The organism is Pseudomonas sp. zfem001 (assembly GCF_032621725.1).
GTDB classification, from domain to species: Bacteria; Pseudomonadota; Gammaproteobacteria; order Pseudomonadales; family Pseudomonadaceae; genus Aquipseudomonas; species Aquipseudomonas sediminis.
Genome location: NZ_JAVYJI010000001.1, coordinates 946541 through 970524, shown reverse-complemented (window position 1 = coordinate 970524; position 23984 = coordinate 946541). Strand labels below are relative to the sequence as shown.

The 23984-nt window shown below is 62.5% G+C and carries 23 protein-coding genes; 16 read left to right on the top strand and 7 right to left on the bottom strand.

Annotated features, from left to right (window positions below; genetic code table 11):
- Positions 1-6 precede the first annotated feature (6 nt).
- From RTH74_RS04675 to RTH74_RS04665, 3 genes are all read left to right on the top strand, one after another.
- The gene (locus tag RTH74_RS04675; RefSeq protein ID WP_099522599.1) at positions 7-156 is read left to right on the top strand and encodes a DUF2474 domain-containing protein; all 150 of its coding nucleotides are present in this window, start codon (positions 7-9) and stop codon (positions 154-156) included.
- Between the two features lie 70 nt (positions 157-226).
- Positions 227-1669: a TldD/PmbA family protein gene (locus RTH74_RS04670; RefSeq protein ID WP_316913893.1), complete on the top strand. Its 1443-nt coding sequence runs from the start codon at positions 227-229 to the stop codon at positions 1667-1669.
- Positions 1669-2988 (top strand): metallopeptidase TldD-related protein, encoded by a 1320-nt coding sequence (locus RTH74_RS04665; RefSeq protein ID WP_316913892.1) that lies wholly within the window; start codon positions 1669-1671, stop codon positions 2986-2988. The genes RTH74_RS04670 and RTH74_RS04665 overlap by 1 nt, the downstream gene beginning before the upstream one ends.
- A gap of 8 nt (positions 2989-2996) precedes the next feature.
- Here RTH74_RS04665 and RTH74_RS04660 read toward each other — a convergent pair whose 3' ends face one another.
- Positions 2997-4121 carry a class I SAM-dependent methyltransferase gene (locus RTH74_RS04660; RefSeq protein ID WP_316913891.1) on the bottom strand — a complete coding sequence of 375 codons (1125 nt, stop codon included), beginning with the start codon at positions 4119-4121 and terminating at the stop codon, positions 2997-2999.
- A gap of 226 nt (positions 4122-4347) precedes the next feature.
- Here RTH74_RS04660 and RTH74_RS04655 point away from each other — a divergent pair, with 226 nt between their 5' ends.
- The 7 genes from RTH74_RS04655 (at position 4348) to RTH74_RS04625 (ending at position 10441) form a co-directional block, all read left to right on the top strand.
- Positions 4348-5007, top strand: coding sequence for a GntR family transcriptional regulator (locus RTH74_RS04655; RefSeq protein ID WP_256579229.1), 660 nt, complete (start codon positions 4348-4350; stop codon positions 5005-5007).
- 237 nt (positions 5008-5244) lie between these two features.
- The gene (locus tag RTH74_RS04650) at positions 5245-6144 is read left to right on the top strand and encodes a transporter substrate-binding domain-containing protein (protein ID WP_316913890.1); all 900 of its coding nucleotides are present in this window, start codon (positions 5245-5247) and stop codon (positions 6142-6144) included.
- A 69-nt stretch (positions 6145-6213) separates the two neighbouring features.
- Positions 6214-6951 carry an amino acid ABC transporter permease gene (locus RTH74_RS04645; protein ID WP_106732613.1) on the top strand — a complete coding sequence of 246 codons (738 nt, stop codon included), beginning with the start codon at positions 6214-6216 and terminating at the stop codon, positions 6949-6951.
- A 2-nt stretch (positions 6952-6953) separates the two neighbouring features.
- Positions 6954-7646 (top strand): amino acid ABC transporter permease, encoded by a 693-nt coding sequence (locus RTH74_RS04640; RefSeq protein WP_106738781.1) that lies wholly within the window; start codon positions 6954-6956, stop codon positions 7644-7646.
- 13 nt (positions 7647-7659) lie between these two features.
- Positions 7660-8394, top strand: a complete 735-nt coding sequence (locus RTH74_RS04635) for an amino acid ABC transporter ATP-binding protein (protein WP_017361410.1) — start codon at positions 7660-7662, stop codon at positions 8392-8394.
- 15 nt (positions 8395-8409) lie between these two features.
- A complete protein-coding gene (locus RTH74_RS04630) occupies positions 8410-9588 on the top strand; it encodes a glycine hydroxymethyltransferase (RefSeq protein ID WP_106732616.1) in 1179 nt (392 codons plus the stop codon).
- Positions 9589-9664: 76 nt separating this feature from the next.
- Complete coding sequence (locus RTH74_RS04625) at positions 9665-10441, top strand: ferredoxin--NADP reductase (protein WP_316913889.1); 777 nt, start codon at positions 9665-9667, stop codon at positions 10439-10441.
- Here the strand turns inward: RTH74_RS04625 and RTH74_RS04620 are convergent, their stop codons facing one another.
- Positions 10442-11467, bottom strand: a complete 1026-nt coding sequence (locus RTH74_RS04620) for a CNNM domain-containing protein (RefSeq protein WP_106732618.1) — start codon at positions 11465-11467, stop codon at positions 10442-10444.
- Between the two features lie 196 nt (positions 11468-11663).
- On the opposite strand from RTH74_RS04620, the gene RTH74_RS04615 reads away from it, so the two are divergent.
- Together RTH74_RS04615 and RTH74_RS04610 are read left to right on the top strand one after the other, a co-directional pair.
- Positions 11664-11912 carry a YdcH family protein gene (locus tag RTH74_RS04615; RefSeq protein WP_316913888.1) on the top strand — a complete coding sequence of 83 codons (249 nt, stop codon included), beginning with the start codon at positions 11664-11666 and terminating at the stop codon, positions 11910-11912.
- Between the two features lie 68 nt (positions 11913-11980).
- On the top strand, positions 11981-12268 hold the full coding sequence (locus RTH74_RS04610) for a DUF465 domain-containing protein (RefSeq protein ID WP_316913887.1): 288 nt from the start codon (positions 11981-11983) through the stop codon (positions 12266-12268).
- Positions 12269-12343: 75 nt separating this feature from the next.
- On the opposite strand, the gene RTH74_RS04605 is transcribed toward RTH74_RS04610, so the two are convergent.
- Complete coding sequence (locus tag RTH74_RS04605) at positions 12344-12838, bottom strand: GNAT family N-acetyltransferase (RefSeq protein WP_316913886.1); 495 nt, start codon at positions 12836-12838, stop codon at positions 12344-12346.
- A 97-nt stretch (positions 12839-12935) separates the two neighbouring features.
- Between RTH74_RS04605 and radA the strand changes: the two genes are divergently transcribed.
- Both radA and RTH74_RS04595 read left to right on the top strand, forming a co-directional pair.
- Complete coding sequence (gene radA, locus RTH74_RS04600; RefSeq protein WP_316913885.1) at positions 12936-14294, top strand: DNA repair protein RadA; 1359 nt, start codon at positions 12936-12938, stop codon at positions 14292-14294.
- Positions 14295-14477: 183 nt separating this feature from the next.
- Entirely contained in the window at positions 14478-14624 is a 147-nt protein-coding gene (locus RTH74_RS04595) for a hypothetical protein (protein ID WP_179545810.1), read from the top strand.
- Positions 14625-14785: 161 nt separating this feature from the next.
- Here the strand turns inward: RTH74_RS04595 and RTH74_RS04590 are convergent, their stop codons facing one another.
- Entirely contained in the window at positions 14786-15157 is a 372-nt protein-coding gene (locus RTH74_RS04590; RefSeq protein ID WP_099522584.1) for a PilZ domain-containing protein, read from the bottom strand.
- A gap of 165 nt (positions 15158-15322) precedes the next feature.
- Here RTH74_RS04590 and RTH74_RS04585 point away from each other — a divergent pair, with 165 nt between their 5' ends.
- Positions 15323-15829: a DUF3015 domain-containing protein gene (locus RTH74_RS04585; protein WP_179545808.1), complete on the top strand. Its 507-nt coding sequence runs from the start codon at positions 15323-15325 to the stop codon at positions 15827-15829.
- 61 nt (positions 15830-15890) lie between these two features.
- Here RTH74_RS04585 and glyA read toward each other — a convergent pair whose 3' ends face one another.
- Together glyA and RTH74_RS04575 are read right to left on the bottom strand one after the other, a co-directional pair.
- The gene (gene glyA, locus RTH74_RS04580) at positions 15891-17144 is read right to left on the bottom strand and encodes a serine hydroxymethyltransferase (RefSeq protein WP_316913884.1); all 1254 of its coding nucleotides are present in this window, start codon (positions 17142-17144) and stop codon (positions 15891-15893) included.
- A 147-nt stretch (positions 17145-17291) separates the two neighbouring features.
- Positions 17292-21512, bottom strand: coding sequence for an EAL domain-containing protein (locus tag RTH74_RS04575; RefSeq protein ID WP_316913883.1), 4221 nt, complete (start codon positions 21510-21512; stop codon positions 17292-17294).
- Between the two features lie 401 nt (positions 21513-21913).
- Here RTH74_RS04575 and ettA point away from each other — a divergent pair, with 401 nt between their 5' ends.
- The gene (gene ettA, locus RTH74_RS04570; RefSeq protein WP_099522581.1) at positions 21914-23581 is read left to right on the top strand and encodes an energy-dependent translational throttle protein EttA; all 1668 of its coding nucleotides are present in this window, start codon (positions 21914-21916) and stop codon (positions 23579-23581) included.
- A gap of 64 nt (positions 23582-23645) precedes the next feature.
- Here the strand turns inward: ettA and RTH74_RS04565 are convergent, their stop codons facing one another.
- Positions 23646-23978, bottom strand: a complete 333-nt coding sequence (locus RTH74_RS04565; protein WP_316913882.1) for a PilZ domain-containing protein — start codon at positions 23976-23978, stop codon at positions 23646-23648.
- Positions 23979-23984: the final 6 nt, after the last annotated feature.

The window sequence follows — 23984 nt, the reverse complement described above, 5'->3', positions numbered from 1 at the left end:
CGTGAAATGACCAAGGTCGAGCAGGATAAAAAACCGCTGTGGCAGCGTCTGGGTTGGCTGGTGCTGATCTGGGCCTGCAGCGTCACCGCGCTGGGTATCGTGGCCTGGCTGCTGCGCCAGTTCATGAGCGCGGCGGGGTTGGGGACGCCGGGCTGAGCACGCGGTTGATCCCGGCGCGTGCTTGTTCCCATACTGGCCTCCTTTGTTCACACGCCAAGGAGGCTCGATGTTCGCCCTCAGCGATACCCTCAAACGCCGCTTCGCCGCGCTGAAATCCACTGCCGACTACTGGTCGCTGCGCCATGTGCGCGAGAGCAGGGAGTCCTACTGGGTGCGGCGGCGTGTGGCGCAGGCGCCTTCCTTCGTCGACGATGGTGGTGCCATGCTCACAGTGCGTATCGCCGGTGTCGAAGCCTATGCGGCCACCAGCGATCTCAGTCAGGCTGGCTTGCAGGCTGCACTGGAACACGCCGAGCAGATGGCCCGTGCCCTGGTCGGGCATAACCTGTTGGATCTCGCCAGCCTGTCGTACCCCACCGAGCACAGCGACGATGTGATGCCGGGCTACGAACAACCGCTGGCGGGGGCTGCCCACTGGTTCGAGCTGTTGATGGCAGAGTCGGCATTGATACCCCGCGATGCGCGTCTGGTGGATAGCCATGTCGGCCTGACCTTCACCTGCCATGAGCAGATATTTCTCAACAGCGCGGGCGCCTGCCTGCGGCGTGCCCAGCGCTATGTGTTCCCGCAGGTGGGCGTTACCGCCAGCGACGAACACGATAGCCAGAGCCGCAGCTTCGGCGGCACGCATCTGGCGCGCCAGGGCGGCGCCGAGGTGTTGCAGCAGTTGGGTGTGATCGGCAGCGCCGCGCGCATCGCCGACGAAGCATTGCAACTGCTGCTGGCGCCCAACACCCCGAACGGTTCGCGTGACCTGCTGTTGATGCCGGATCAGATGATCCTGCAGATTCACGAGTCCATCGGCCATCCGTTGGAGCTGGACCGCATTCTCGGTGACGAGCGCAATTTCGCCGGCACCAGCTTTATCCGTCAGAGCGATTTCGGGCATTACCAATATGGCTCGCCGCTGCTCAATGTCAGCTTCGATCCGGACGTGCCTGGAGAGTTGTCCAGCTACCGCCATGACGATGACGGCACGCCGGCCGAACGGCAGCTACTGATCCGAGACGGCATCCTTCAGCGTCCGCTAGGCGGTGCGCTGTCGCAATGGCGCAGCGGCTTGCCAGGCGTGGCTAACAGCCGCGCCTGCAGCTGGAACCGGCCGTCCATCGACCGTATGGCCAATCTCAATCTGGAACCGGGCGATCAGCCACTGGCCGAACTGATTGGCGGTATCGAACGCGGGATTCTGATGAGCAACAACCGCTCCTGGTCGATCGACGACGCGCGCAACAAATTCCAGTTCGGCTGCGAGTGGGGCCAGTTGATCGAAAACGGCGAGCTCAAGGGCACAGTGAAGAACCCTAACTACCGAGGCATCAGCTCGCGGTTCTGGCGCAACCTGCGTGCGGTGGGGGACACCAGCACCTTCGAGGTGATGGGCACACCCTATTGCGGCAAGGGTGAACCCAATCAGGTGATTCGCGTGGGGCACGCTACGCCAGCCTGCGTATTCGCCGATATCGACGTTTTCGGAGGGGCGGCCTGATGAATGCACGTCAGCATTTCAGCGCGTTGCTCGAACATCTGCAGGCGCAAGTCGTGGGCGAGGAGGGTTTCACCCTGGCCTATGGCGCCGAGGTGTCCAGCTTCATCCGGTTCAATCAGGGTCAGGTGCGCCAGGCCGGCGATGTGCAGCAGGTCTACGTCACTCTGTCGCTGTACCAGGGGCAGCGACATGCCGAGAGCAAACTGGCACTCAGCGGTGTGCTCGACGAGGATCTGCCGCGTCTGCAGCAGATAGTGCAGCGCCTGCGAGGCGTGCTGCCAACCTTGAGTGATGACCCTTATCTGCGCTTGAACCGTGAGGCTTGGCGCAGTGAGGTGGCGAGTGAAGCAGGTTCGCTCGACAGTGCGGTCATGGCGCAGCAGATCGTCGCTGCGGCTGCTGGTCTGGATCTGGTTGGCTTTCTGGCCGTGGGCCCCCAGTACCAGGGCTTCGCCAGTTCCTGGGGCGCATTCGGCTGGTACGCCGCGAGCAGTTTCAACTTCGAATTCAGCCTGTTTCACGGCAATGGCCAGGCGGTGAAAAGCGCCTATGCCGGTGAGCAGTGGGACGCCCAGGCGTTCGCCCGCAAGCTGGACCGCGCGCGGCAACAGCTGGAGTTTCTCGGCCGGCCGGCGAAGGCGCTGGAGCCGGGGGCTTATCGCGCCTACCTGGCACCGGCTGCGCTGGAAGATCTGGTCAGCCTGTGCTGCTGGGGCTTCGGCGCCCAGGCGCTGGCGTCGGGTGGCAGCCCGTTGCAGCGGCTGTTCAACGGTAAATCCGCGCTCAGCCCGTTGGTGACCATGGACGAGCGCATCGAAGGCGGCCTGGCGCCGGCCTTTACCGCAGAAGGGCCGCGTCGGCCGTTGCGCCTGATCAGCCAGGGGCGACCCGGCGAGCGCCTGGTCAGCTCGCGCAGTGCCGCGGAATATGGCCTGATCGCCAATGGCGCGTGCAGCGGCGAATACCCGCTGTCCTTACGGATGCATGGCGGTGAGCTGGACGAGCAGGACGTGCTGCAACGGCTCGGCACCGGGCTGTATATCGGTAACCTGTGGTACGGCAATTTCTCCGACCTGCCCGCGGCACGCCTGACTGGCATGACCCGCTTCGCCACCTTCTGGGTCGAGGATGGGCAGATCCAGGCGCCGGTCGACACCATGCGTTTTGACGATTCGCTGTTCGACTTCCTCGGCCTGCAGCTGGAAGCCCTGACCCGCGAGCCGGAGCTGCTGCTGCCGGGCGGGACCTACGGGGCCAGGCAGACGGGCTCGATGGCGTTGCCCGGCGCGTTGTTGTCGCGGTTTACCTTGACCTTGTAGTAGTGGGCCTATTTTCTCGCCTTGAGCACCACGAACTTTGGATTGGCCGCCACCTGTTCGACACCGCGGAACAGCCGCGCCAGCTTGGCGTGGTAGCCCAGGTGGCGGTTGCCGACTATCCACAGTTCACCGCCAGTGACCAGCGCGGCGCGGGCTTGCTGGAACATGCGCCAAGCGAGGAAGTCACCGACCACCTGCTGCTGGTGGAAGGGCGGATTGCACAGCACCAGATCCAGCGAGTCAGCCGGCTGCTCGGCAAGGCCATCGCCAGCGCGTATGGTCACTGGCCGCTCACCGAGTGCCGCCCGCCAGTTTTCCTGCGCTGATTGCACGGCCATGTACGACTCGTCCACCAGCGTCAGCTCCGCTTGTGGGCTGCCCAGAGCATAGGCGATGCCGAGCACGCCGTTACCACAACCCAGATCGGCGACGCGGACGCGGCCGAGGTGGCGTGGCAGATGCGAAAGAAAGGCGCGTGTACCGATATCCAGGCCGTCGCGGCAGAACACATTGGCGTGGTTGATCAACTCCAGCGCCGGTTTATCCAGGTGGTAGCGAGTGGGGTAGGGCGAGTGCGGCGCCGCCTTGGTTTCAGGCGTGGCCACGAGCAGCCGGGCTTTCTTCACCGCCAGCGAGGCTTGCACCGGGCCGATGTATTGCTCCAGCAGATCACCGGCAGCGCGCGGCAGGTGTTTGATCATTGCCCCAGCCACCACACGGGCATTCGGCGCCAACTGGTCGTGCAGACGGATCAGTTGTTCCTCGAGCAGCGCCAGGGTCTTCGGCACGCGGATCAGTACCCAGTCGAACGGCCCCTGCGGCGTTTCGCTGGACGTCACAAAGCGGACCGCCTCCACCGCCACACCATTGCGCGCCAGGTTCTTCTGCAATGCCAGATGGCCGAGGTGCGAGTCGCCGCTGCTGGTCACCTGGCAGTGTGTGGCCAGCGAGCAGGCGAGGGCGCCGAAGCCATCGTTGAGCACCAGCACCCGGCTCGTGGCGTCGATGCCCTGCTCGTGCACATGACTCAACAGGTATTCGTCGGCAGCATCGAAGGCCTGCAGAGGTTCGTTCTGCTGTTCGGGCTGGCGAATCAGGTCGAGGTCGGCGAATGGGGTGACGAGTGACGGCATGGCAGGCGTTTTCCGGAGGCGTGTGGAGCTGGCGCATCATAGCCGCTGGCGTCGCTGCACCCCAACATTCCTGAAGGCAGCCTCATGTGCTGCTGGACAAGTGTGTGCGCCAGTGGCTAAGTCTCACCCAGCGGTCTGGCGGGCGATCTGCCGGCAGGCCTTGGTAAGGCATGAGCGAGAGACAAGATTGAGCGTTTCCGAAGCAAGACCCATCCGGCGCCGAACGTTGCACAGTGAAATCGTCGACCATCTGCGTGAGCTGATCGTCAGCGGCGAGCTGGAGCCGGGTCAGAAAATCCCCGAGAAAGCCCTGTGTGAACGCTTCGATATCTCGCGCACCCCGCTGCGTGAAGCGCTCAAGGCGCTAGCGGCCGAAGGCATGATCGAACTGTTGCCGCAGCGTGGGGCCCGCGTGGTCACCATCACCGATGAGGAGTTGCAGGAGCTGTTCCCGATCATCGCCAGCATCGAGGCGCTGGCTGGCGAGCTGGCCTGCGAGAAGATCAGCGACGCGCAGATCGACGCTATCCGCCAGATGCACGAGGACATGATCGAAGCCTATCGGGCGTCACGCTCGTTGGAGTATTCGCGGCTCAATCGAGCCATTCACTTCGCCATTTTCGAGGCGGCCGACAATGCGTCGTTGCTGGCGCTGTACCGCAACCTGGAACTGCGCATTCGCAACATCCGTCACACCGTGCGCCAGGCCCCGCGGGATTGGAAAGAGGCGGTGAGCGACCACGAGAAGATCCTTCAGGCCCTCGCTGCCCGTGATGGCAGTCGGCTCGGCAAGATCATGCGTCAGCACGTGATGAACACCGCGCGCACGGTGCGTCATTCCATCGACGAGTTGCAGGACTCGGCGCTCGTCAGCGATCAAGAATAGTCGCTCACCTTCTGCATAAATCCCTCTCTTGCTGGGCGTTTTTACGCCCGATATTCGAGCATTTGCGCGAAAAATTGCTCTATCTTCGTGCAATTAAAATGAATTCATTATTTATTATTCTTTTTTGTTGACGGTGCCCTTTACCGTCCCGCAGAGTGCTCTGGCGATGCTTGCTAGGGCACGCCGGCACCCCATGAAAGGGAGTCGTTGCGCGATAACAAAACAGGGGGCAAAACCATGAAGAAGATTTTTGCGGCTTCGTCGATGATGCTGATGTTCGCAGCAGCGGGAGTGTCGGCACAGGAAGGCACACTGGCGAAGATTGCCGAGCTGGGGGAGATCAGCGTCGGCCACCGTGATGGGGCTGTGCCCTTTTCCTACTACGATGATCAGCAGCGCCCCATCGGCTATGCCATGGACCTGTGTGCGAAGGTCGTCGATGCGATCAAGCTCAAACTCGACGAGCCGGAGCTGAAGGTCAGCTACCTGCCCGTGACCGGCGCCACCCGCATGCCGTTGCTGGCCAACGGCACCATCGACATGGAGTGCGGCACCACCACCAACAATGCCGAGCGCCAGCGTCAGGTGAGTTTCTCCAACACTTATTTCGTTGCAGGCGTGCGCATCCTCTCCAAGAAGAGCGCCCCGATCGAAACCATGGCCGATGCGAAAGGTAAGACCGTGGTTACTCTCGCTGGCACCACTAGCGTCAAGGTCATCAGCGACCTCAACGCAGCACAGAACCTCGGCCTCAACGTGCTGAGCGTGAAGGACCTGGCCGAAGGCATGCTGACCCTGCAGACCGAACGCGCCGTGGCGCTGATCTTCGACGATGTGTCCATTGCCGGCGCCGCCGCGACCTCGAAGAACCCCGGAGACTTCGTCATGTCCGCTGAGCCGCTGTCGGTCGAGCCATACGGCATCATGCTGCGCCGTGGTGACGATGACTTCAAGGAACTGGTCAACGCCACCCTCGACGAGCTGTACGCCAGCGGTGAAATCAACGCCATCTACGACAAGTGGTTCGTGCAGGCGATTCCGCCGCGCGGCATCAACATGAACTTCCCGATGTCCAGCCAACTGAAGAAAGTCATCGCCGAGCCCACCGACGATCCGAACCCCGAGCTGTATCGCTGATCGAGTGGCGCCAACCCGGTCGGTGCCCTGCGCCGACCGGGCCATGACATGTACTGGATGGGCTAGGCCATGAGTTACAACTGGAACTGGTGGATCTTTTTCGAGCCTTCGCTCGATGGCACCAATACCTACCTGATGACGCTGATCTGGGGCGCCTGCTGGACGGTCGCCACGGCCCTCGGCGCCTTCACCATCGCCATCGTGCTCGGCTCGCTGGTCGGTGTAGCGCGCACCTCGCCGCTGGCCTGGATGCGTGCGCTGGGTACCGGCTTCGTCGAGCTGTTCCGCAACATTCCGCTGCTGGTGCAGATGTTCCTCTGGTACTTCGTGCTACCGGAGCTGCTGCCCACCGACCTGGGGCGCTGGTTCAAGCAACTGCCCAACGCCGCGTTCTACACGGCGGTGATCTGCCTGGGCTGCTACCACGCCGCGCGTATGGCCGAAGTGGTGCGTGCCGGGCTCGAGAGTCTGTCCCGTGGGCAACGCATGGCCGGGCTGGCCATGGGCCTGACGCTGGTGCAGACCTACCGTTATGTGCTGTTGCCGATGGCCTATCGCATCGTGGTACCGGCCATCACCTCCGAATTTCTCAGTTGCACCAAGAACACCTCGGTTGCCCTGGCCATCGGTCTGATGGAACTGACCGGCAGCGCCCGTGCGATGCAGGAGAACAGCTTCCAGACGTTCGAGGCGTTCACTGCGGCAACCACCCTGTATCTGGTGCTCAACCTGATCATCGTCTTCGCCATGCGTGCCGTCGAGCGCAAGGCCGCTGTGCCGGGCTACGGCCTGCGGAAGGAGAGCTGAACATGTTTGGCAGTTTCGACCTGGGAGTGGTGGTCGACTCGCTCCCCTATCTGTTCTACACCGGCATGAGCTTCACCCTGACGCTCACGCTGTTCGCCACCATTGGCGGCATCTTCTTCGGCTCGCTGCTGGCGATCATGCGCCTTTCGCGTTATCGCGCGCTGTCGATGTTCGCCGGTGGCTACGTCAACCTGCTGCGCTCGCTGCCGCTGGTGCTGGTGATCTTCTGGTTCTACTTCATGGTGCCCTTCGTGGTGCAGTGGATCACCGGTGCGCCGCGTCCGGTTCGCATCGACCCGTTCTGGTCGTCAGTGATCACCTTCACCCTGTTCGAGGCCTGCTACTTCTGCGAGATCATCCGCTCCGGTATCCAGTCGCTGCCCAAGGGCCAGACCCAGGCGTCGATGGCGCTGGGCCTGACCAATCGCCAGGGCCTGTTCTACGTGGTGCTGCCGCAGGCGCTGCGCAACATGCTGCCGCTGATGCTCACGCAGACCATCGTGCTGTTCCAGGACACCTCGCTGGTCTACATCCTCTCGATCACCGACTTCCTCGGCGCCGCGGCGAAGATCGCCCAGCGCGACGGGCGCCTGCTGGAGATGTACGTCTTCGCCGCGCTCGTCTACTTCGTGATCTCCCTGCTCGCCTCCTATGCCGTACGCCGCCTGCAAAAGCGCGTCGCCATCATTCGCTAAGAGTGCCTTCGCCATGATAACCATCAGCGATGTCTGTAAATCCTACGGTTCGTTCCAGGTGTTGACGCACTGCTCGACCACTGTTGCCAAGGGCGAGGTAGTGGTGGTGTGCGGGCCTTCTGGTTCGGGCAAGTCCACCCTGATCAAGACGGTCAACGCGCTGGAGCCCATCGACAGCGGTGAGATCACCGTCGATGGCATCAGCGTCACGGCCAAGGACACCAATCTGCCCAAGCTGCGCTCGCGCGTCGGCATGGTGTTCCAGCATTTCGAGCTGTTTCCGCACCTGTCGATCATGGAAAACCTGATGCTGGCGCAGATCAAGGTGCTCGGTCGCAGCAAGGCCGAGGCCGAGAAGAAGGGCCTGCAACTGCTCGAACGCGTCGGCCTCAAGGAGCACGCGCACAAGCATCCCGGCCAGCTCTCGGGTGGCCAGCAACAGCGCGTCGCCATCGCCCGCGCCCTGGCCATGGACCCGGTGGTGATGCTGTTCGACGAGCCGACTTCGGCGCTCGACCCGGAAATGGTCAACGAGGTGCTCGACGTCATGGTGCAGCTCGCCCACGAAGGCATGACCATGATGTGCGTGACCCACGAGATGGGCTTCGCGCGCAAGGTCGCCGACCGGGTGATCTTCATGGACGCCGGACAGATCGTCGAAGACTGCCCGAAGGAAGAATTCTTCGGCGACATCAACGCCCGCTCCGACCGCGCCCAGCAATTCCTGTCGAAAATTCTCTCTCACTAACGCCGGACGAAGATCATGGAAATGCCCAACGAACAGCAACTGCTGGCGATGGCGGCTGCGCGCGGCGCGGCGCTGCGTGATGGTCGCGTGGTGCTTTACGCCGGTGCCAACCTGCCCAGCGCCGAGTCGCAGCAGGCCTATGCGCCCGAGCTGAGCGCCTACCCGGCGATGGGGCCTAGCTATACCAAGGAACAACCGGATACCGATCTGGTTTCTGGCCTCGAAGTGGCCGTGCGCGAGCGCATCTGCAGCCTGTTCGGCGCGGCCTGGGCTGAGCCGCGCCTGCCCAGCTGTACCATCGCCAACCTAGCGGTGTTCCACGCTTTCAGCCGGCCGGGTGACCTGCTGCTGGCGCCTGCCGCGGCCCATGGCGGGCACCTCAGTCAGCGCCGCGGCGGCACGCCGGAACTGGCCGGGCTGCGCGTGGCCGATCTGCCATTCGACAGCCGCGCCTGCCGTCTGGACGCACAGGCCGCCGCTGAGCAGGTGCGTACGCTGCGGCCGACTCTGGTGATGCTCGGCCGCTCGGTGGTCATCACGCCGGACGATGTCGAGCCGGTGGTAGCTGCCGCTCGCGAAGTGGGGGCAAAAACCATTTTCGATGCTTCGCACGTGTCCGGGCTGATCGCTGGCGGTACCTTCCCCAACCCATTGGAACTGGGCGTCGATATCCTCACCAGCTCCACCTACAAGACCCTGCCGGGTCGCCCACACAGCCTGATCGCCGGTCGTCATACCGAAGATGGCGAGCGTCTGGCGCGTTTCATCGACCGCGCATTACTGGCCAACTACGATGCCGGCAAGCTGCCATCCTTTCTGATCACCCTGCAACAGGCCGAGGCGGACAAAGGCTCCTACGCGCGGCGCATCTGCAGGGCAAGCGAAACCTTCGCCAAGGTGCTGCGCGAGCTGAACGTGGCAGTGATCGCGCCTGGCAAGGGTCAGATTTTCACGCATCAGGTGCTGGTGCCGATGAGCGCGGTGAGGGATGCAGCTGCCACGATCAAGGCGCTGGAGCAGGAGGGCATTCTGGTCGGCACCTGCAACGACCCGACCACGCCTGGCGGCTATGCCCTGCGTGTCGGCACCCAGTTCATCGTCGCTCAGGGCCAGGACGAGCAGGTGGATAACATCGCCCGCTGGCTGGCCGCTGCCCTGCGTCGTGAGCCGGATGGACGCATGACCGTGGTCTGATGCCCCTGCGATCTGCCGGTTTTTGTCGCGCGGCTTTTGCGCGACACTGCCGGCATCATTCGCTCAGGAGTTGCACATGACCATCAGCGATGACAAGTTCACACGCGAGCGCCTGCTCGACGTACAGACACTGACACCAAGCCTGTTCACCTTGCGTACCACCCGTGATGCCGGTTTTCGTTTTCGCGCCGGGCAGTTCGTGCGTCTAGGGGTGGAAAAGGCAGACGGTTCGGTGGTCTGGCGACCCTATTCGCTGGTTTCGGCGCCGCACGACGAGTTTCTCGAGTTCTTCTCCATCGTGGTGCCGGATGGCGAGTTCACCAGCGAGTTGAGTCGGCTGCGTGTTGGCGACACCCTGCTGGTTGAGAAGATGGCTACCGGCTACCTGACCCTGGATCGTTTCGTCGACGGCAGCGACCTGTGGTTGCTCGGCAGCGGCACCGGCATCGCACCGTTCCTGTCGATCCTGCAGGACTTCGAGGTGTGGCAGCGCTTCGAGCGCATCGTGCTGGTGTACAGCGCAAGAACCTCTGCCGAGCTGGCTTACCAGCCGCTGATCCGGGGGCTTGCCGAGCTGGAGCACCTGGCCGAGTTCGCCGACAAGCTCACCTACCTGCCGGTGGTCACCCGTGAGCAGGCGCCGGATTGCCTGAGTGCGCGCATCACCGAGCTGCTCGACAGCGGCGAGCTGGAACGGGCCGCCGGGCTTGAGCTGACGCCTGAGCATTCGCGAGTGATGATCTGCGGCAACCCACAGATGATCGACGACATTCGTCAACGCCTGAAGGCGCGCGGTCTGAACCTGAGCCTGACCCGGCGGCCGGGTCAGGTGGCAGTCGAAAACTACTGGTGATCAGTCTTCGCGGATCGCCTTGAGTCGGTGCTCCCAGCGGCGCTTGGCGAAGCGGCGCATGTTGGGGATGTCGTCGGTCTCGTCGAGGATCGGCTTGCCGATGATGGTTTCCATGATGTCTTCCAGCGTCACCAGACCGCGCCAGCTACCGAATTCGTCGTACACCAGGCACATGTGCTGGCGCTCCTGCATGAGCAGGGTCATCAGGTTTTCCACGTTCATGCTTTCCGACACGACCTTGAGCGGCTTCATGATCTGGGTGATCGGTTCGGCGTCGTTCTCGGCGGCCAGGGCGTCATAACGGAACACCACGCCCAGCGGCGACTCGTCCTCGCCGATTACCGGGTAGCGGGAGAACTGGCTCTCGCGGGCACGGGTCTTGAACGCGGCGATCGATTCATCCGGTGCGGCGGATTCGCAGACGATGCGCGGCGTCATGATGTCGCGCAGACGAATCTCGTGCAGGTCGAGGATGTTGCTGATCACCCGATGCTCGTCTTCGTCGAGCTTGCCCACTTCGCGGCCGAGCAGGGTCAGCGCTTTGATTTCCTGGCGAATGTCATGCTCCGGCTCCTTGCCGCCGAACAGGCGCATGATCAGGTCTGAAAGCACGATGAACGGCTTGAGCAGCAGGATCATCGCTCGCAGCAGGCTCGGCAGGAAGGGGGCCAGGGCGCGCCAGTAACGGGCGCCGATGGTCTTCGGCAGAATCTCCGAGAGCACCAGAATCAGCAGGGTCATGACCGCCGAGGCGATACCCAGGTAACCGTCGCCGAAGACGATTGCCACCTGCGCACCGACACCGGTCGCACCAACGGTGTGCGCCACGGTATTGAGAGTCAGGATGGCCGCCAGCGGCTGGTCGATCTTGTCTTTGAGCTCTTTCAGCCTTTCGTACAGCTGAGGTTTTTCGACCTTCTGCTGAGCGATGTAACTGGGCGTGAGGGAGAGCAGGGCGGCTTCGAGGATGGAGCAGATGAACGAAACCAGAATGGAGAGGACAGCGAACGCTATCAGGAGTGTCATGTAGGGGGATAAGTAGCCAAGGGCCGATGAATTTAGCGCAAGAGCGGTAGGAAAAGCAGAAAAGCTGCAACATTTCATTTCGAAGTGCGGGCACAGGCAGTGCTCGTCGACTGACGGCTGGCTTGCTGATCGCTCATTGGCGGCACGCGGCCCAGCTTCGACTAGGCTAAAGGGACACTCTTTGGGGAGGTCCTCCATGCCGCTTGAACATCACCCGTTGACCCGCGAATTCCCTCAGCAAGGCGATACCATGCGCAAGCTGATGCAAATTGACCCACACTTCCCTCGCCTGGCTGGCGAGTACGAGGCGCTGGACAAGCGCATCTACGAAATAGAGGACGGCCGTGAAGCTGCCGACGACCTGACATTGCAGGGGCTAAAGCTGCAGCGTGTGGGCCTGAAGGACGAGATCGCCGATCTGCTGCGTAAGGCGGGCAGTGCTTGATCCGGATCAAATGAACGGTCGACGTGCAGCGCTAGGCTGGAGTCATCTTCCTTGTCAGAGGCTTCATCATGCACGTCGACCACCATCCGTTGGTTCATGACTTCCCCGAACTGCGCAACGAACTACAGCGCCTGCGCCAGAGCGATGAACAGTTCTCACGCCAGGCCGAAGAATACGAAGTGTTGGACAAACGCATCTGCCGTATCGAGGACGGTATCGAACTGCTCGATGACGTCACCCTCAGCGCGCTGAAACTCAACCGTGTTGCGCTCAAAGACGAACTTGCTCGTCAGCTCAAGCGTGCCTCCGAGCAGTGCTGTGGCTGTGGCAACGGTTGCAAGGGTTGCAAGGGTTGAGCGTAGGGGCCGGCTTGCCGGCGATATTTGTGGCAGGTTGATCGCCCGCAAGCGGGCGCCTACGGCCAAACGCTTTCAATGCACGGGCGGGTTGATCAGATAAGTCAGCAGCCCCTCTGCCTCATCTTCCGTCCAGACCGCCCTCGGCGGTCTTGGCAGCTCGCTCATCAACTGTTGCCAGAAAGCCAGGGCCACATCGTCCTGGCGGTAGAAGCGCAACAACCAGGTGCTGCCGTCGCCCATCGCCTGCTGCACCAGTGCACGACCGATACCCAGTCGGCGGTAGCGCTTGAGGATGAACAGATCGGCGAATTCCGGTGCATCGATGGCGGGCAGTTCGCTGCGCTCGACCAGCAGAAAACCGGCGATGAACCCATCAGCCAGGATCAGGCTGGCGCTCCAGCCCGGCTCCTGCCAATAGCGCTGCAGGTGCTCCTCATGGATGTAGAAACGACCGTCGACCTCGACGTCCTCCTGCTCCCAGTCCGAGCTGTCGTAGGAGTAGAACTGATAAAGATTGCGGATCAGCGGTAATTGCTCGGCGGTGGTGGGTAGCAGTTCGATCTGCATGGTGTTCCCTGGTGAAGGTCTGTGTCGGTGGTCTGTAAATCTATCCAGTAGTTCGGTATCGTTCCAGCCTTCGCTCAACAGGCAGGACGATTTCCCCATGGCCAAGGCAAAACGCATGTACGGCTGCACCGAGTGTGGCGCCACTTTCCCCAAGTGGGCCGGGCAGTGTGGCGAGTGCGGCGCCTGGAATACCCTGGTGGAAACTGTGATCGAGGGCGCCACGCCCAGCGGTCGCACCGGCTGGGCCGGCGACAAGGCCAATATCAAGACTCTGGCTGAGGTCAGTGTCGAGGAAATTCCGCGTTTTTCCACCGCTTCCGGTGAGCTGGATAGGGTGCTCGGCGGCGGTCTGGTCGATGGCTCGGTGGTGCTGATCGGTGGTGACCCAGGCATCGGCAAGTCGACCATCCTGCTGCAGACGCTGTGCAATATCGCCACGCGTTTTCCCGCCCTCTACGTCACCGGCGAAGAATCGCAGCAGCAGGTGGCGATGCGTGCACGGCGGCTGGACCTGCCGCAGGACAAGCTCAAGGTCATGACCGAGACCTGCATAGAGACGATCATCGCCACTGCCCGCCAGGAAAAACCCAAGGTGATGGTGATCGACTCGATTCAGACCATCTTCACCGAGCAGCTGCAGTCGGCGCCAGGCGGTGTCGCCCAGGTGCGCGAGAGTGCGGCGCTGCTGGTGCGTTTCGCCAAGCAGAGCGGCACGGCGATCTTTCTCGTCGGCCACGTGACCAAGGAAGGCGCGCTGGCTGGTCCGCGCGTGCTGGAGCACATGGTCGATACCGTGCTGTATTTCGAGGGTGAGTCCGACGGTCGTCTGCGCCTGCTGCGGGCAGTGAAGAACCGCTTCGGCGCGGTCAACGAGCTGGGTGTGTTCGGCATGACCGACAAGGGCTTGAAGGAAGTCTCCAACCCCTCGGCGATCTTCCTCACTCGCGCTCAGGAGGCGGTGCCCGGCAGTGTGGTGATGGCCACCTGGGAAGGCTCGCGGCCGATGCTGGTGGAGGTGCAGGCGCTGGTCGACACCAGTCATCTGGGCAACCCCCGCCGCGTCACCCTGGGCCTCGATCAGAACCGCCTGGCCATGCTGCTGGCGGTGCTGCATCGCCATGGCGGCATCCCGACCTATGACCAGGACGTGTTTCTCAATGTGGTTGGTGGGGTCAAAGTGCTGGAAACGGCGTCTGACCTGGCGTTGATGGCGGCGGTGATCTCCAGCTTGCGTAACCGGCCTTTGCAGCACGACCTGCTGGTGTTCGGCGAGATCGGCCTGTCTGGCGAGATCCGCCCGGTGCCGAGTGGTCAGGAGCGGCTGAAAGAGGCGGCCAAGCACGGCTTCAAGCGTGCCATCGTGCCCAAGGGCAACGCGCCCAAGGAGGCGCCGCCTGGGCTGCAGGTCGTCGCTGTCACGCGGCTGGAACAGGCGCTGGATGCGCTGTTCGAATAAGCAGAGTCGTGGCTAAAGCCCTTCCCACAGGCGTCAGGAGTCCGCTGTGGGAGGGGCTACAGCCGCGATCCACGCATGCGGCGTTCTGCCGCGAGTGGGGCGAGGCGAAAACTGACCGAGATCAATAGGTAGCAGGCTATCGGCGCGCAGCATGAAGGCGTATCCACTGAAGGAGATGCCATCATGTTCCTGTTCTTCGATTTCTTTTCCCGGGCTTTCAACTTCGACGCCAAAGCAGTCGAGTCGCGCGATGCACGTCGTGAGGCGCAGCGTATTCAGGCGCGTCGCCAGCGTCGTGAGCAGGCAGAAGCGGCCTGCCTGCGTCACTGACCACTAGGCTCTGTACGAAAAGTGCCTGCGCTCGGTGATGCTTCGTTAAAAACCGGTTCGGAATGCTCATTTACCACTCGTAAACTCGAGTGCGAGCCCAGTCCGTTCCTCACCGGTTTTTGCCTCGCCTGACCTTCGCTCGACGACTTTTCGTATAGAACCTAGTCGTCTTCGCCCAGCGCTGCCAGTTCGCGTTCCAGAAGCTGTTCATCGCCAAGGTTGAGTTCGACCAGGCGGCGCAGGTGGCTGATGGAGTCCAGATCGATATGGCGGCAGACGAAGCCGAGGGACTGCGGCTGAGTGCGCGTCAGCACCACCTCCATCTTTACCTTGGCTTCGTCTCCCAGTTCGATAAGGGCTTCGAAGGGCTGGTTCGGGTCACCGTTCCAGTCACGCGGGGTCTTGATCAGCAGGCCCTTGAGTGAAACATCGTGCAGAGCTGCCGACCATTGCCGCTCACCTTGAGCGATGACGGTGGGGGCGTCGAAGGCAATGCGCTGAAAGCGCCGACGCTCGTTGGCTGATTCACTCATGCCCATACTCCTGAAGGATTTACATCACTATAGCCAAGGCTGACGGCCCCGTGCTTTGCCGCTGTGTCGCAGGGCACAGCTGAGGCACATCAGTTTGACAGGTGGCCAAGTCTCACCAAAGCTCCTTGTGTGGTTTTCATTACTCGATAATGCGGAGCGATAGACATGAGCAAGCGACTGCTAGGCAAAGGTTTGGTCTTCGGCCTGTTGAGCATGGCCAGTGTTGGCGCATTTGCCGACGCTGCAGGTGGCAATGGCTGCGGCTGGGGCAACATGTTGTTCGAAGGGCAGCGTGGCATAGCCCCGCATTTTCTGGCCACCACCACCAACGGCACTTTCGGTAATGCCACCTTCGGTATGACCTCGGGTACCAACGGTTGCGACACCAGCGGTGCGCTGGGCTACAACGGCCGCTCCATGCTGGCGATGAACGGTATGCTCGATTCCATCGCCGAGGACATGGCCATGGGCCAGGGTGAAGCGCTGGACGCCTACGCCACCTTGCTGGGTGTGGAGGCCAAGGATCGTGCGCACTTCGCCAAGGTCACCCACGACAACTTCGGCAGCATCTTCAGCCAAGCCGACGCCACCAGCGAGCAGGTGCTGGCCGCGACCCTCGGCGTGATGAGCCGTGATGCGCAACTGGCGCGCTATGTGAAACAGCCGGCCTGAGGCAAATTGAAGGCAAAAAGAAGCCCGCCAATTGGCGGGCTTCTTCGTTTCAGGCTGAGCCTTAGTTGCCGTAAACCGGGAACTGGGCGCACAGAGCTTTGACCTGCTCACGCACGCGGCCTTCGACTTCATCGTTGCCGATGTTGGCCAGTACGTCGCAGATCCAGCCTGCCAGTTGACGGCACTCGTCTTCCTTGAAGCCGCGAGTGGTGACTGCAGGGGTACCGATACGCAGGCCGGAGGTGACGAACGGCGAACGCGGATCGTTCGGCACGCTGTTCTTGTTGACGGTGATGAAGGCGCGACCCAGGGCTGCGTCGGCATCCTTGCCGGTGATGTCCTGCTTGATCAGCGAGAGCAGGAACAGGTGGTTCTCGGTGCCACCGGAAACCACGTCGTAGCCGTTTTGGATGAACACCTGGGCCATGGTCTGGGCGTTCTTGATCACCTGCGCCTGGTAAGCCTTGAACTCAGGCTGCAGCGCTTCCTTGAAGCATACGGCCTTGGCGGCAATGACGTGCTCCAGCGGGCCGCCCTGGCCGCCCGGGAATACGGCGGAGTTGAACTTCTTCTCCAGCTCTTCGTTCTTGCGCGCCAGGATCAGGCCGCCGCGCGGGCCGCGCAGGGTCTTGTGCGTGGTGGTGGTGACCACATCGGCGAACGGGACCGGGTTCGGGTACAGACCGGCGGCGACCAGACCGGCCACGTGAGCCATGTCGACGAACAGGTAGGCGCCGACCTTGTCAGCGATGGCGCGGAAACGCGGGAAGTCCAGCACCTGCGAGTAGGCGCTGAAGCCGGCGATGATCATCTTCGGCTTGTGCTCGACGGCCAGGCGCTCGACTTCGTCGTAGTCGATCAGACCCTGGTCGTTGATGCCGTACTGCACGGCGTTGTAGATCTTGCCGGAGAAGCTGACGCTGGCGCCGTGGGTCAGGTGGCCGCCGTGGGCCAGGCTCATGCCCAGCACGGTATCGCCGGCGTTGAGCAGGGCCATGTACACGGCGCTGTTGGCCTGGCTGCCGGAGTGCGGCTGGACGTTGGCGTAGTCGGCGCCGAACAGTTCCTTGGCGCGGTCGATGGCGAGTTGCTCGACCACGTCGACGTACTCGCAGCCACCGTAGTAACGCTTGCCCGGATAGCCTTCAGCGTACTTGTTGGTCAGCACGCTGCCCTGGGCTTCCATCACCGCTGGGCTGGTGTAGTTTTCCGAGGCGATCAGCTCGATGTGCTCTTCTTGGCGCTGAGCTTCTTGCTCCATCGCGGCAAAGAGTTCGGCGTCATAACGAGCGAGGTTCAAATCACGGCTGAACATGGCAATCCCCTGAAAACCAGTTGGGCGGAAGAAATAGGCGGCGGATTCTACCGCAAAGGTCGCATTCAGGCATATGAAGGTCGGTCATGAGCCTGACAAATGGCCTTCATGCTGAGTTGGGCGCAGGGCCTGCTGGTGTTCGGCCAGTCAGCTGAGCATGAACAGCGCTGCGCCGCTGAACTGGGCAGTGAGCTGGCGAGCGGGCATCGGTCTACCCAGCAGGTAGCCCTGCACTTCGTCGCAGTCGTGTTCGCGCAGGAAGTCCAGTTGTGCCTGGCTCTCCACGCCCTCGGCGATCACCATCATGTTCAGGCTGTGTGCCATGGCGATGATGGCGCGAGCGATCTGCGCGTCCTGCTCACCATCGGGCAGGCCGTCGACGAAGCTTCGATCAATCTTCAAGACGTCGATGGGGAACTGCTTGAGGTAGTTCAGCGACGAGTAGCCGGTGCCGAAGTCATCCACCGCAATGCACAGTCCCAAACGCTTGAGGTTGCCGAGCGTCTGCATGGCGCTGGCGACGTCACGCATCAGTATGCTTTCGGTCAGCTCCAGCTCCAGACAGGCCGGGGCCACGCCGGTTCTGTCCAGAATGGTGGCGATCCGTGCGCTCAGATCACCTTCGGCGAACTGACGGGCCGACAGGTTGACCGAGATCTTGGGGATACGTATCTGCTCTTCTTGCCATGCCTTGAACTGGCGGCAGGCTTCCTCCAGTACCCATTCGCCGACCTGGACCACCAGGCCGAGCTCTTCCAGCACCGGAATGAACTCGGTGGGTGATACCAGGCCGCGGCTCGGGTGGTTCCAGCGCAGCAGCGCTTCGGCCCCGGTCAGGCGACTGCCGTCGCCGGAGAACTGTGGCTGATAATGCAGAACGAACTGGCCCTGCTCCTGGGCGTGGCGCAGATCGCTTTCCAGCTCCAGACGCTCCAAAGCGCTGGCGTTCATGTCAGCCTGGTAGAACTGGAAGTTGTTCTTGCCGCGCTCCTTGGCGTGATACATCGCAGTGTCTGCGTTCTTCATCAGTTGGCTCAGTTCGCTACCGTCCTGCGGGGCGAGGGCGATGCCGATACTGGCGGTGACGAAGAACTCGCGGCCTTCGAGCACGAAGGGGCGGGCCAGGCTGCAGAGAATCTGCTCAGCGACATGAATGGCGCGATTCAGTGCGCCCTCGCGGGTGGCGCGCGGCTGCAGCAACAGGGTGAATTCGTCGCCGCCCATGCGCGCCACGGTGTCGTCGCCATCGACGCAGGCCGACAGGCGCACGGCCACATCCTTGAGCATACGGTCGCCCGCAGCGTGGCCGAGCGAGTCGTTGATCGGTTTGAAGCGGTCGAGGTCGAGGAACATCAGCACCACCCATTCATCATGCCGATCCGCATGTTGCAGGGCACTGTGCAGGCGATCCTGGAACAGGGTGCGGTTGGGCAGGTGGGTCAGGGCGTCGTAGTAGGCCAGACGATGGATGCGCTGTTCGCTGGCCTTGCGTTCGCTGATGTCGCTGAAGAAGCACACATAGCTGACCAGGTCGCCTTCCTCGTCATGTACCGCGGTGATGCCGACCCAGGCCGGGAAGTTTTCCCCACCCTTGCGCTTGAGCCACACCTCGCCCTCCCAGCTGCCACGCTGGTTGAGTTGGCCGAGGATGTACTGCAGGTGTGCCGCCTGCTGGCGATCGGCGGTGAGCATGCCTGGAAGCTGGTCGAGCACTTGCCCGGCGGAATAACCGCTGACGCGGCTGAAGGCCTTGTTGACTTGTACGATGTAACCGGCCGGGTCGGTCACCAGAATCGCTGCTGTGGAGTGTTCGAACACCGTGGCAGCCATGCGCAGGTCTTTTTCCGCGCGACGTTGCTGGCTGACGTCGCGGCCGACGCCGAGGATGCCCTCGAAGCGACCGTTCTCGTCCCACATCAATACCAGGCGCAGTTCCACCGGGATCTTGTGGCCATCGGCGCGCAGGCAGTCGAAGACGAACAGCTGGTCTGGCAGTTCATCGCGCAAGCGGTTGAGTCGATCCTGCTCGCCGAGTGAGTCGCGAATCCGCTCGAGCAGCAGGTAGAGGCTGGCGAGCTGCTGCGGGTTGGCCGCGAGGCCTTGCAGGCCGTTGGCCGTTACCCATTCGGCGTCGTAACCAAGCATGGCTTCCACCGACGGGCTGACGTAGTTCAGGTTCAGGCTGTCGTCGGTGGAGACGATCACGTCGCTGATGCTTTCCGCCAGCAGACGGTAGCGTTGCTCGCTGTCACGCAGCGACTGGTTGCGCTCGATCTGCTTAGTAATGTCCTTGGCCACGCCGATCAGGCGGCTGACGCGCCCGCGATCATCGCGCGCCAGGGCCTGTTCGCGGATGCTGAACCAGCGCCACTGGCCGTCGCGGTGACGCCAGCGCAGCACTGATTCGAGCAGCAAACCGTTGCCGACCACTTTCTGCAGGTTGCGGATGCGCCAGTAGTATTCGCTGTCGTCCGGGTGCAGTACCTGCTCCCAGAAGTCCCTGCTCATCGCCTTGAGCTCGCTGATGCTATAGCCCAGCTGCAGTCCGAGGCTGTGGTTGCTGAACAGCACCTGCTTGTTCTGCATGTCATGCACGTAAAGCAAGTCGGGAACCGAGCGAACCACTTCGGACCAGAAACGCTCACGCTCGATCAGCGACAGCTCGATGCGCTTGCGGCTGGTGATGTCGCTGATGCTCAGGGTGACTGCCTGATAGTCCTGGAGCATTTCCGGCAGGCGCAGCACCAGCCAGACGTGACGCTGCAAGCCTTGTGCGGTGACCAGCTGGGTTTCCAGCTCCATCAGGTTGGGGCCTTCGAGCACGGCTACGGCCAGGCGGTAACACAGGTCGTCCGGCTGTACCGGGCCGTTGTCGATCAGTTGTTGCCAGGCCTGTTCGGTTGACTTCACCCCGAGCAGGTTGAGCGCCACCTGGTTGGCCTCGGTAATGCGCAACTGCTCGATCAGCAGTTGCTGATGCTCGGCATCGGCCTGCAACCAGCGTTGCAAACCCGCCGCATCGCGCAACTTGTGCTGCAGCAACAGGCTGCGCAGGCCGGACAGGTCGAGCACGCACAGGGCCACGCCGGTACCATCGAAGATGTCCTGGTAGCGCCTGCGGGTTTCCTGCAGCACGCGCATGGCCTGCTGTTCATCGGTCACATCGCGCAGCACCCAGACGTAACCGGCATGGCGCCCGACCTCGCTGATATCGCTACGGGTCACGGCGAACAGGCGCTCGCGCCCCTCGCTTTCGACTCTGATCAGCTCTGCTCCCAGATCACTACTTAATTGCGGGCTGTTGAGCAGCAGGGGGTCGAGATCGGGCAGTAGATCAAGCAAATGGAGTTCCCTGGCCACGCCGCTAGGAACCCCGAACAACGCTTCGGCCTGTGGGTTCAGGTAGCGCACTTTGCCGTCGGCCTGAGTAACCAGAATGCGCTCTTCGACGGCGCCCAGGGCACTGGCGGCCTGGCGAAGCGAACGGCGTGTTTCGGTATTCAGGCGCTGCAGACTGCGTTGCTCGCGTTGCAGGCCGTACAGAACCAGTAGGGTAAGCAGGCTGCACAGTGCGAACAGCAAGAACTTGCCGGCCAGGGTCGGCATCAGCTCGTTACCGGCGCGCTCTGCATCGAACAGGGCGCGCAGTTGCCAGTCACTGCCGGGCAGGGTGATCAGCTCCAGGCTCTGCGCCTGTTCTGCCGCGGTAACCGGGGCGATGATGCTGCCTGCCTGTTGCAGGTCGTCGGCGCGCGCTATCACGCGGTGGCTGAGCAGATCTTCAAGTAACCAGTTGTACTCGCTCTGGTGCTGCTCGCGCAGCCAGCCGCGCAGCGCACTGGTGCGCATGCGCAATACTCGGTGACTGTCGTCAGGCTGACGCAGCAGCAAGTAGAGAGCGCCGCCGTCCAGTGCGCTAAACGCGAAGTGATAGGGCTCCGTACCGCTGCGTTGCTGCTGGTTGCGAATGAAACTGAGGTCGCGTGACTCACTGGCGCTGTCGGCCAGCAACTGCCCGTTGGCATCGAGCCAGGCCACGCTGTCGAGGGTCGGGAAAATGCTGCGCAATGAGGCGACCAACGCGCTGCCGTCGCCAGCTCGTGCCGGACTGCCTTGCAATATCGCCTGGCCCGCCTGCGCCTTGAGGCGCATGTTCAGGCTCAGGTGCTTGGCCAGTTGGATGCTGTAACCCTGGCTCAGCTGCTTCTGGCTATCGAGCAACTGTCGATATTCCTGGGTCAGTTGCCAGGACAGCAATCCCAGGATCGCCAGCACCAACACGACCAGTGCGCGCCTCAGCGCCATGCGGCGCTTCGGTGCGCGCGACTCGCCCGGGGAGAAGGAAGGCAGGGATGAGGGAGTCGACACGTTCTGAGAACCTGCAGCCAGTGCTGGGCTATTTTAGGCGTTGGGACGCGCGAGCATGCCTGCGCTCGCGAGAGCCGGCTAGCATGCCTGCAAACGTGGCCAAGTGCCAGCTATGCCGACGAACGTAGGTTTGCCCTGTCACGCACATTCCGGTAGTTTTGCGCCGCGCGCGTGAACTGTCCGCGCGGTACTTGGCGTTCGCCTCCGCAGGGGCTAAGGTCTCTGCAAACGCCTCGCTGCAGGCTTGGTAAAGCCGGCCTGCAGCCGGTAATACGGCGGCCTGGCCGGTATGCGTCAGATGGTCAGACTGCAGGCGTTGCCGGTTTCGTCACTCGCAACGTTCTCGCAGTGCCTGCAAGGCCCGCCATTTTCAGCCCTCATTCTCACCAGTCAGGTTCTCCATGGCTCAGTACGTCTACAGCATGCATCGGGTCAGCAAGGTCGTCCCGCCGAAGCGTGAAATTCTCAAGGACATCTCCCTGTCATTCTTCCCAGGCGCCAAGATCGGCGTGCTGGGCCTCAACGGTGCCGGCAAGTCCACGCTGCTGCGCATCATGGCCGGTGTCGATACCGAGATCGACGGTGAAGCCCGTCCGATGCCGGGTATCAAGGTCGGCTACCTGCCGCAGGAGCCGCAGCTCGACCCGAGCAAGACGGTACGCGACATCGTCGAAGAGGCGGTAGGCGAGATCAAACAGGCCCAGGCCCGTCTCGACGAGGTCTACGCCGCCTATGCCGAGCCAGACGCCGACTTCGACGCCCTGGCTGCCGAGCAGGCCAAACTCGAAGCCATTTTGCAGGCTTCCGATGGCCACAACCTGGAGCGCCAGCTGGAAGTCGCCGCCGACGCTCTGCGTCTGCCGGCCTGGGACGCCAAGATCGAGCACCTGTCCGGTGGTGAGAAGCGCCGCGTGGCGCTGTGCCGCCTGCTGCTGTCGGCCCCCGACATGCTGTTGCTCGACGAGCCGACCAACCACCTGGATGCGGACTCGGTGGCCTGGCTGGAGCGCTTCCTGCACGACTTCCCTGGCACCGTGGTGGCCATCACCCACGACCGTTACTTCCTCGACAATGTCGCCGGCTGGATTCTCGAACTCGACCGCGGCCACGGTATTCCCTACGAGGGCAATTACTCTGGCTGGCTGGAGTCCAAGGCCAACCGTCTGGCCCAGGAAGCCAAGGCCGAGGCGTCGCACGCCAAGGCGATGAAGGCCGAACTGGAATGGGTGCGCCAGGGTGCCAAGGCGCGTCAGTCCAAGTCCAAGGCGCGCCTACAGCGTTTCGAGGAAATGCAGTCGCAGGAATTCCAGAAGCGCAGCGAGACCAACGAGATCTACATCCCGGCTGGCCCGCGCCTGGGCGACAAGGTCATCGACTTCGTCAATGTGTCGAAGTCCTTCGGCGACCGTGTGCTGATCGATGGCCTGTCCTTCAGCATCCCCAAAGGCGCCATCGTCGGCGTGATCGGCGGTAACGGTGCGGGTAAGTCGACGCTGCTGCGCATGATTACCGGCAAGGAGCAACCGGACGCCGGCAGCATCGAAATCGGTGAAACCGTGCAGATCGCCAGCGTCGAGCAGAGCCGCGAGGCGCTCGAAGGCAACAAGACCGTATGGGAGCAGATTTCCGACGGTTTCGACATGATCAAGGTCGGCAACTATGAAGTGCCGTCGCGCGGTTATGTCGGTCGCTTCAACTTCAAGGGCGCCGACCAGCAGAAGTTCGTCAAGGACCTCTCCGGTGGTGAGCGCGGTCGTCTGCACATGGCGCTGACCCTGAAGCAGGGCGGCAACGTGCTGCTGCTCGACGAACCGTCCAACGACCTCGACGTGGAAACCCTGCGTGCGCTGGAAGAGGCGCTGCTGGACTTCCCGGGCGCCGCGGTAGTGATTTCCCACGATCGCTGGTTCCTCGACCGTATTGCCACGCATATCCTCTCCTACGAGGACGATGGCAAGGTCAACTTCTTCGAAGGCAACTACACCGAGTTCGAAGCCGATCGCAAGAAACGCCTGGGCGATGCCGCCGCGCAGCCGCACCGCGTGCGTTACAAGAAGCTGGCGCAGTAAGTTCGTCAGATGAAAAAACGGAGCCTTCGGGCTCCGTTTTTCGTTGTGCTGGCGCGTGGCTGGTTCAGAGCCTGGCCAGCAGGCTCTCCAGCGCTTTGGCCTGGTCCTCGGCCAGATCGATGATGTGAAAGCCCGCCCAGCAATGCTGGCCGTCAGCGCCGGGGCGGCTCCACAGGCAATCGGCGCCCAGATGTACTTCCTGTACCGCATCGCTACCTGTGGTGCACACCAGGCGGCATTCCAGCACCGCATCAGCGGTGTGGAGGGTGTCGCTGAACAGCATGAAGCCATCGGCAGACAGGTCGACGATGCGGCCCAGGCGCTGCCCGCTGTTCAGGTCGAAGACCTCCAGCTGCATCTCGGTGCCATGGCGGCTGTGTTGACGACGCTCTTCCATGGAAAT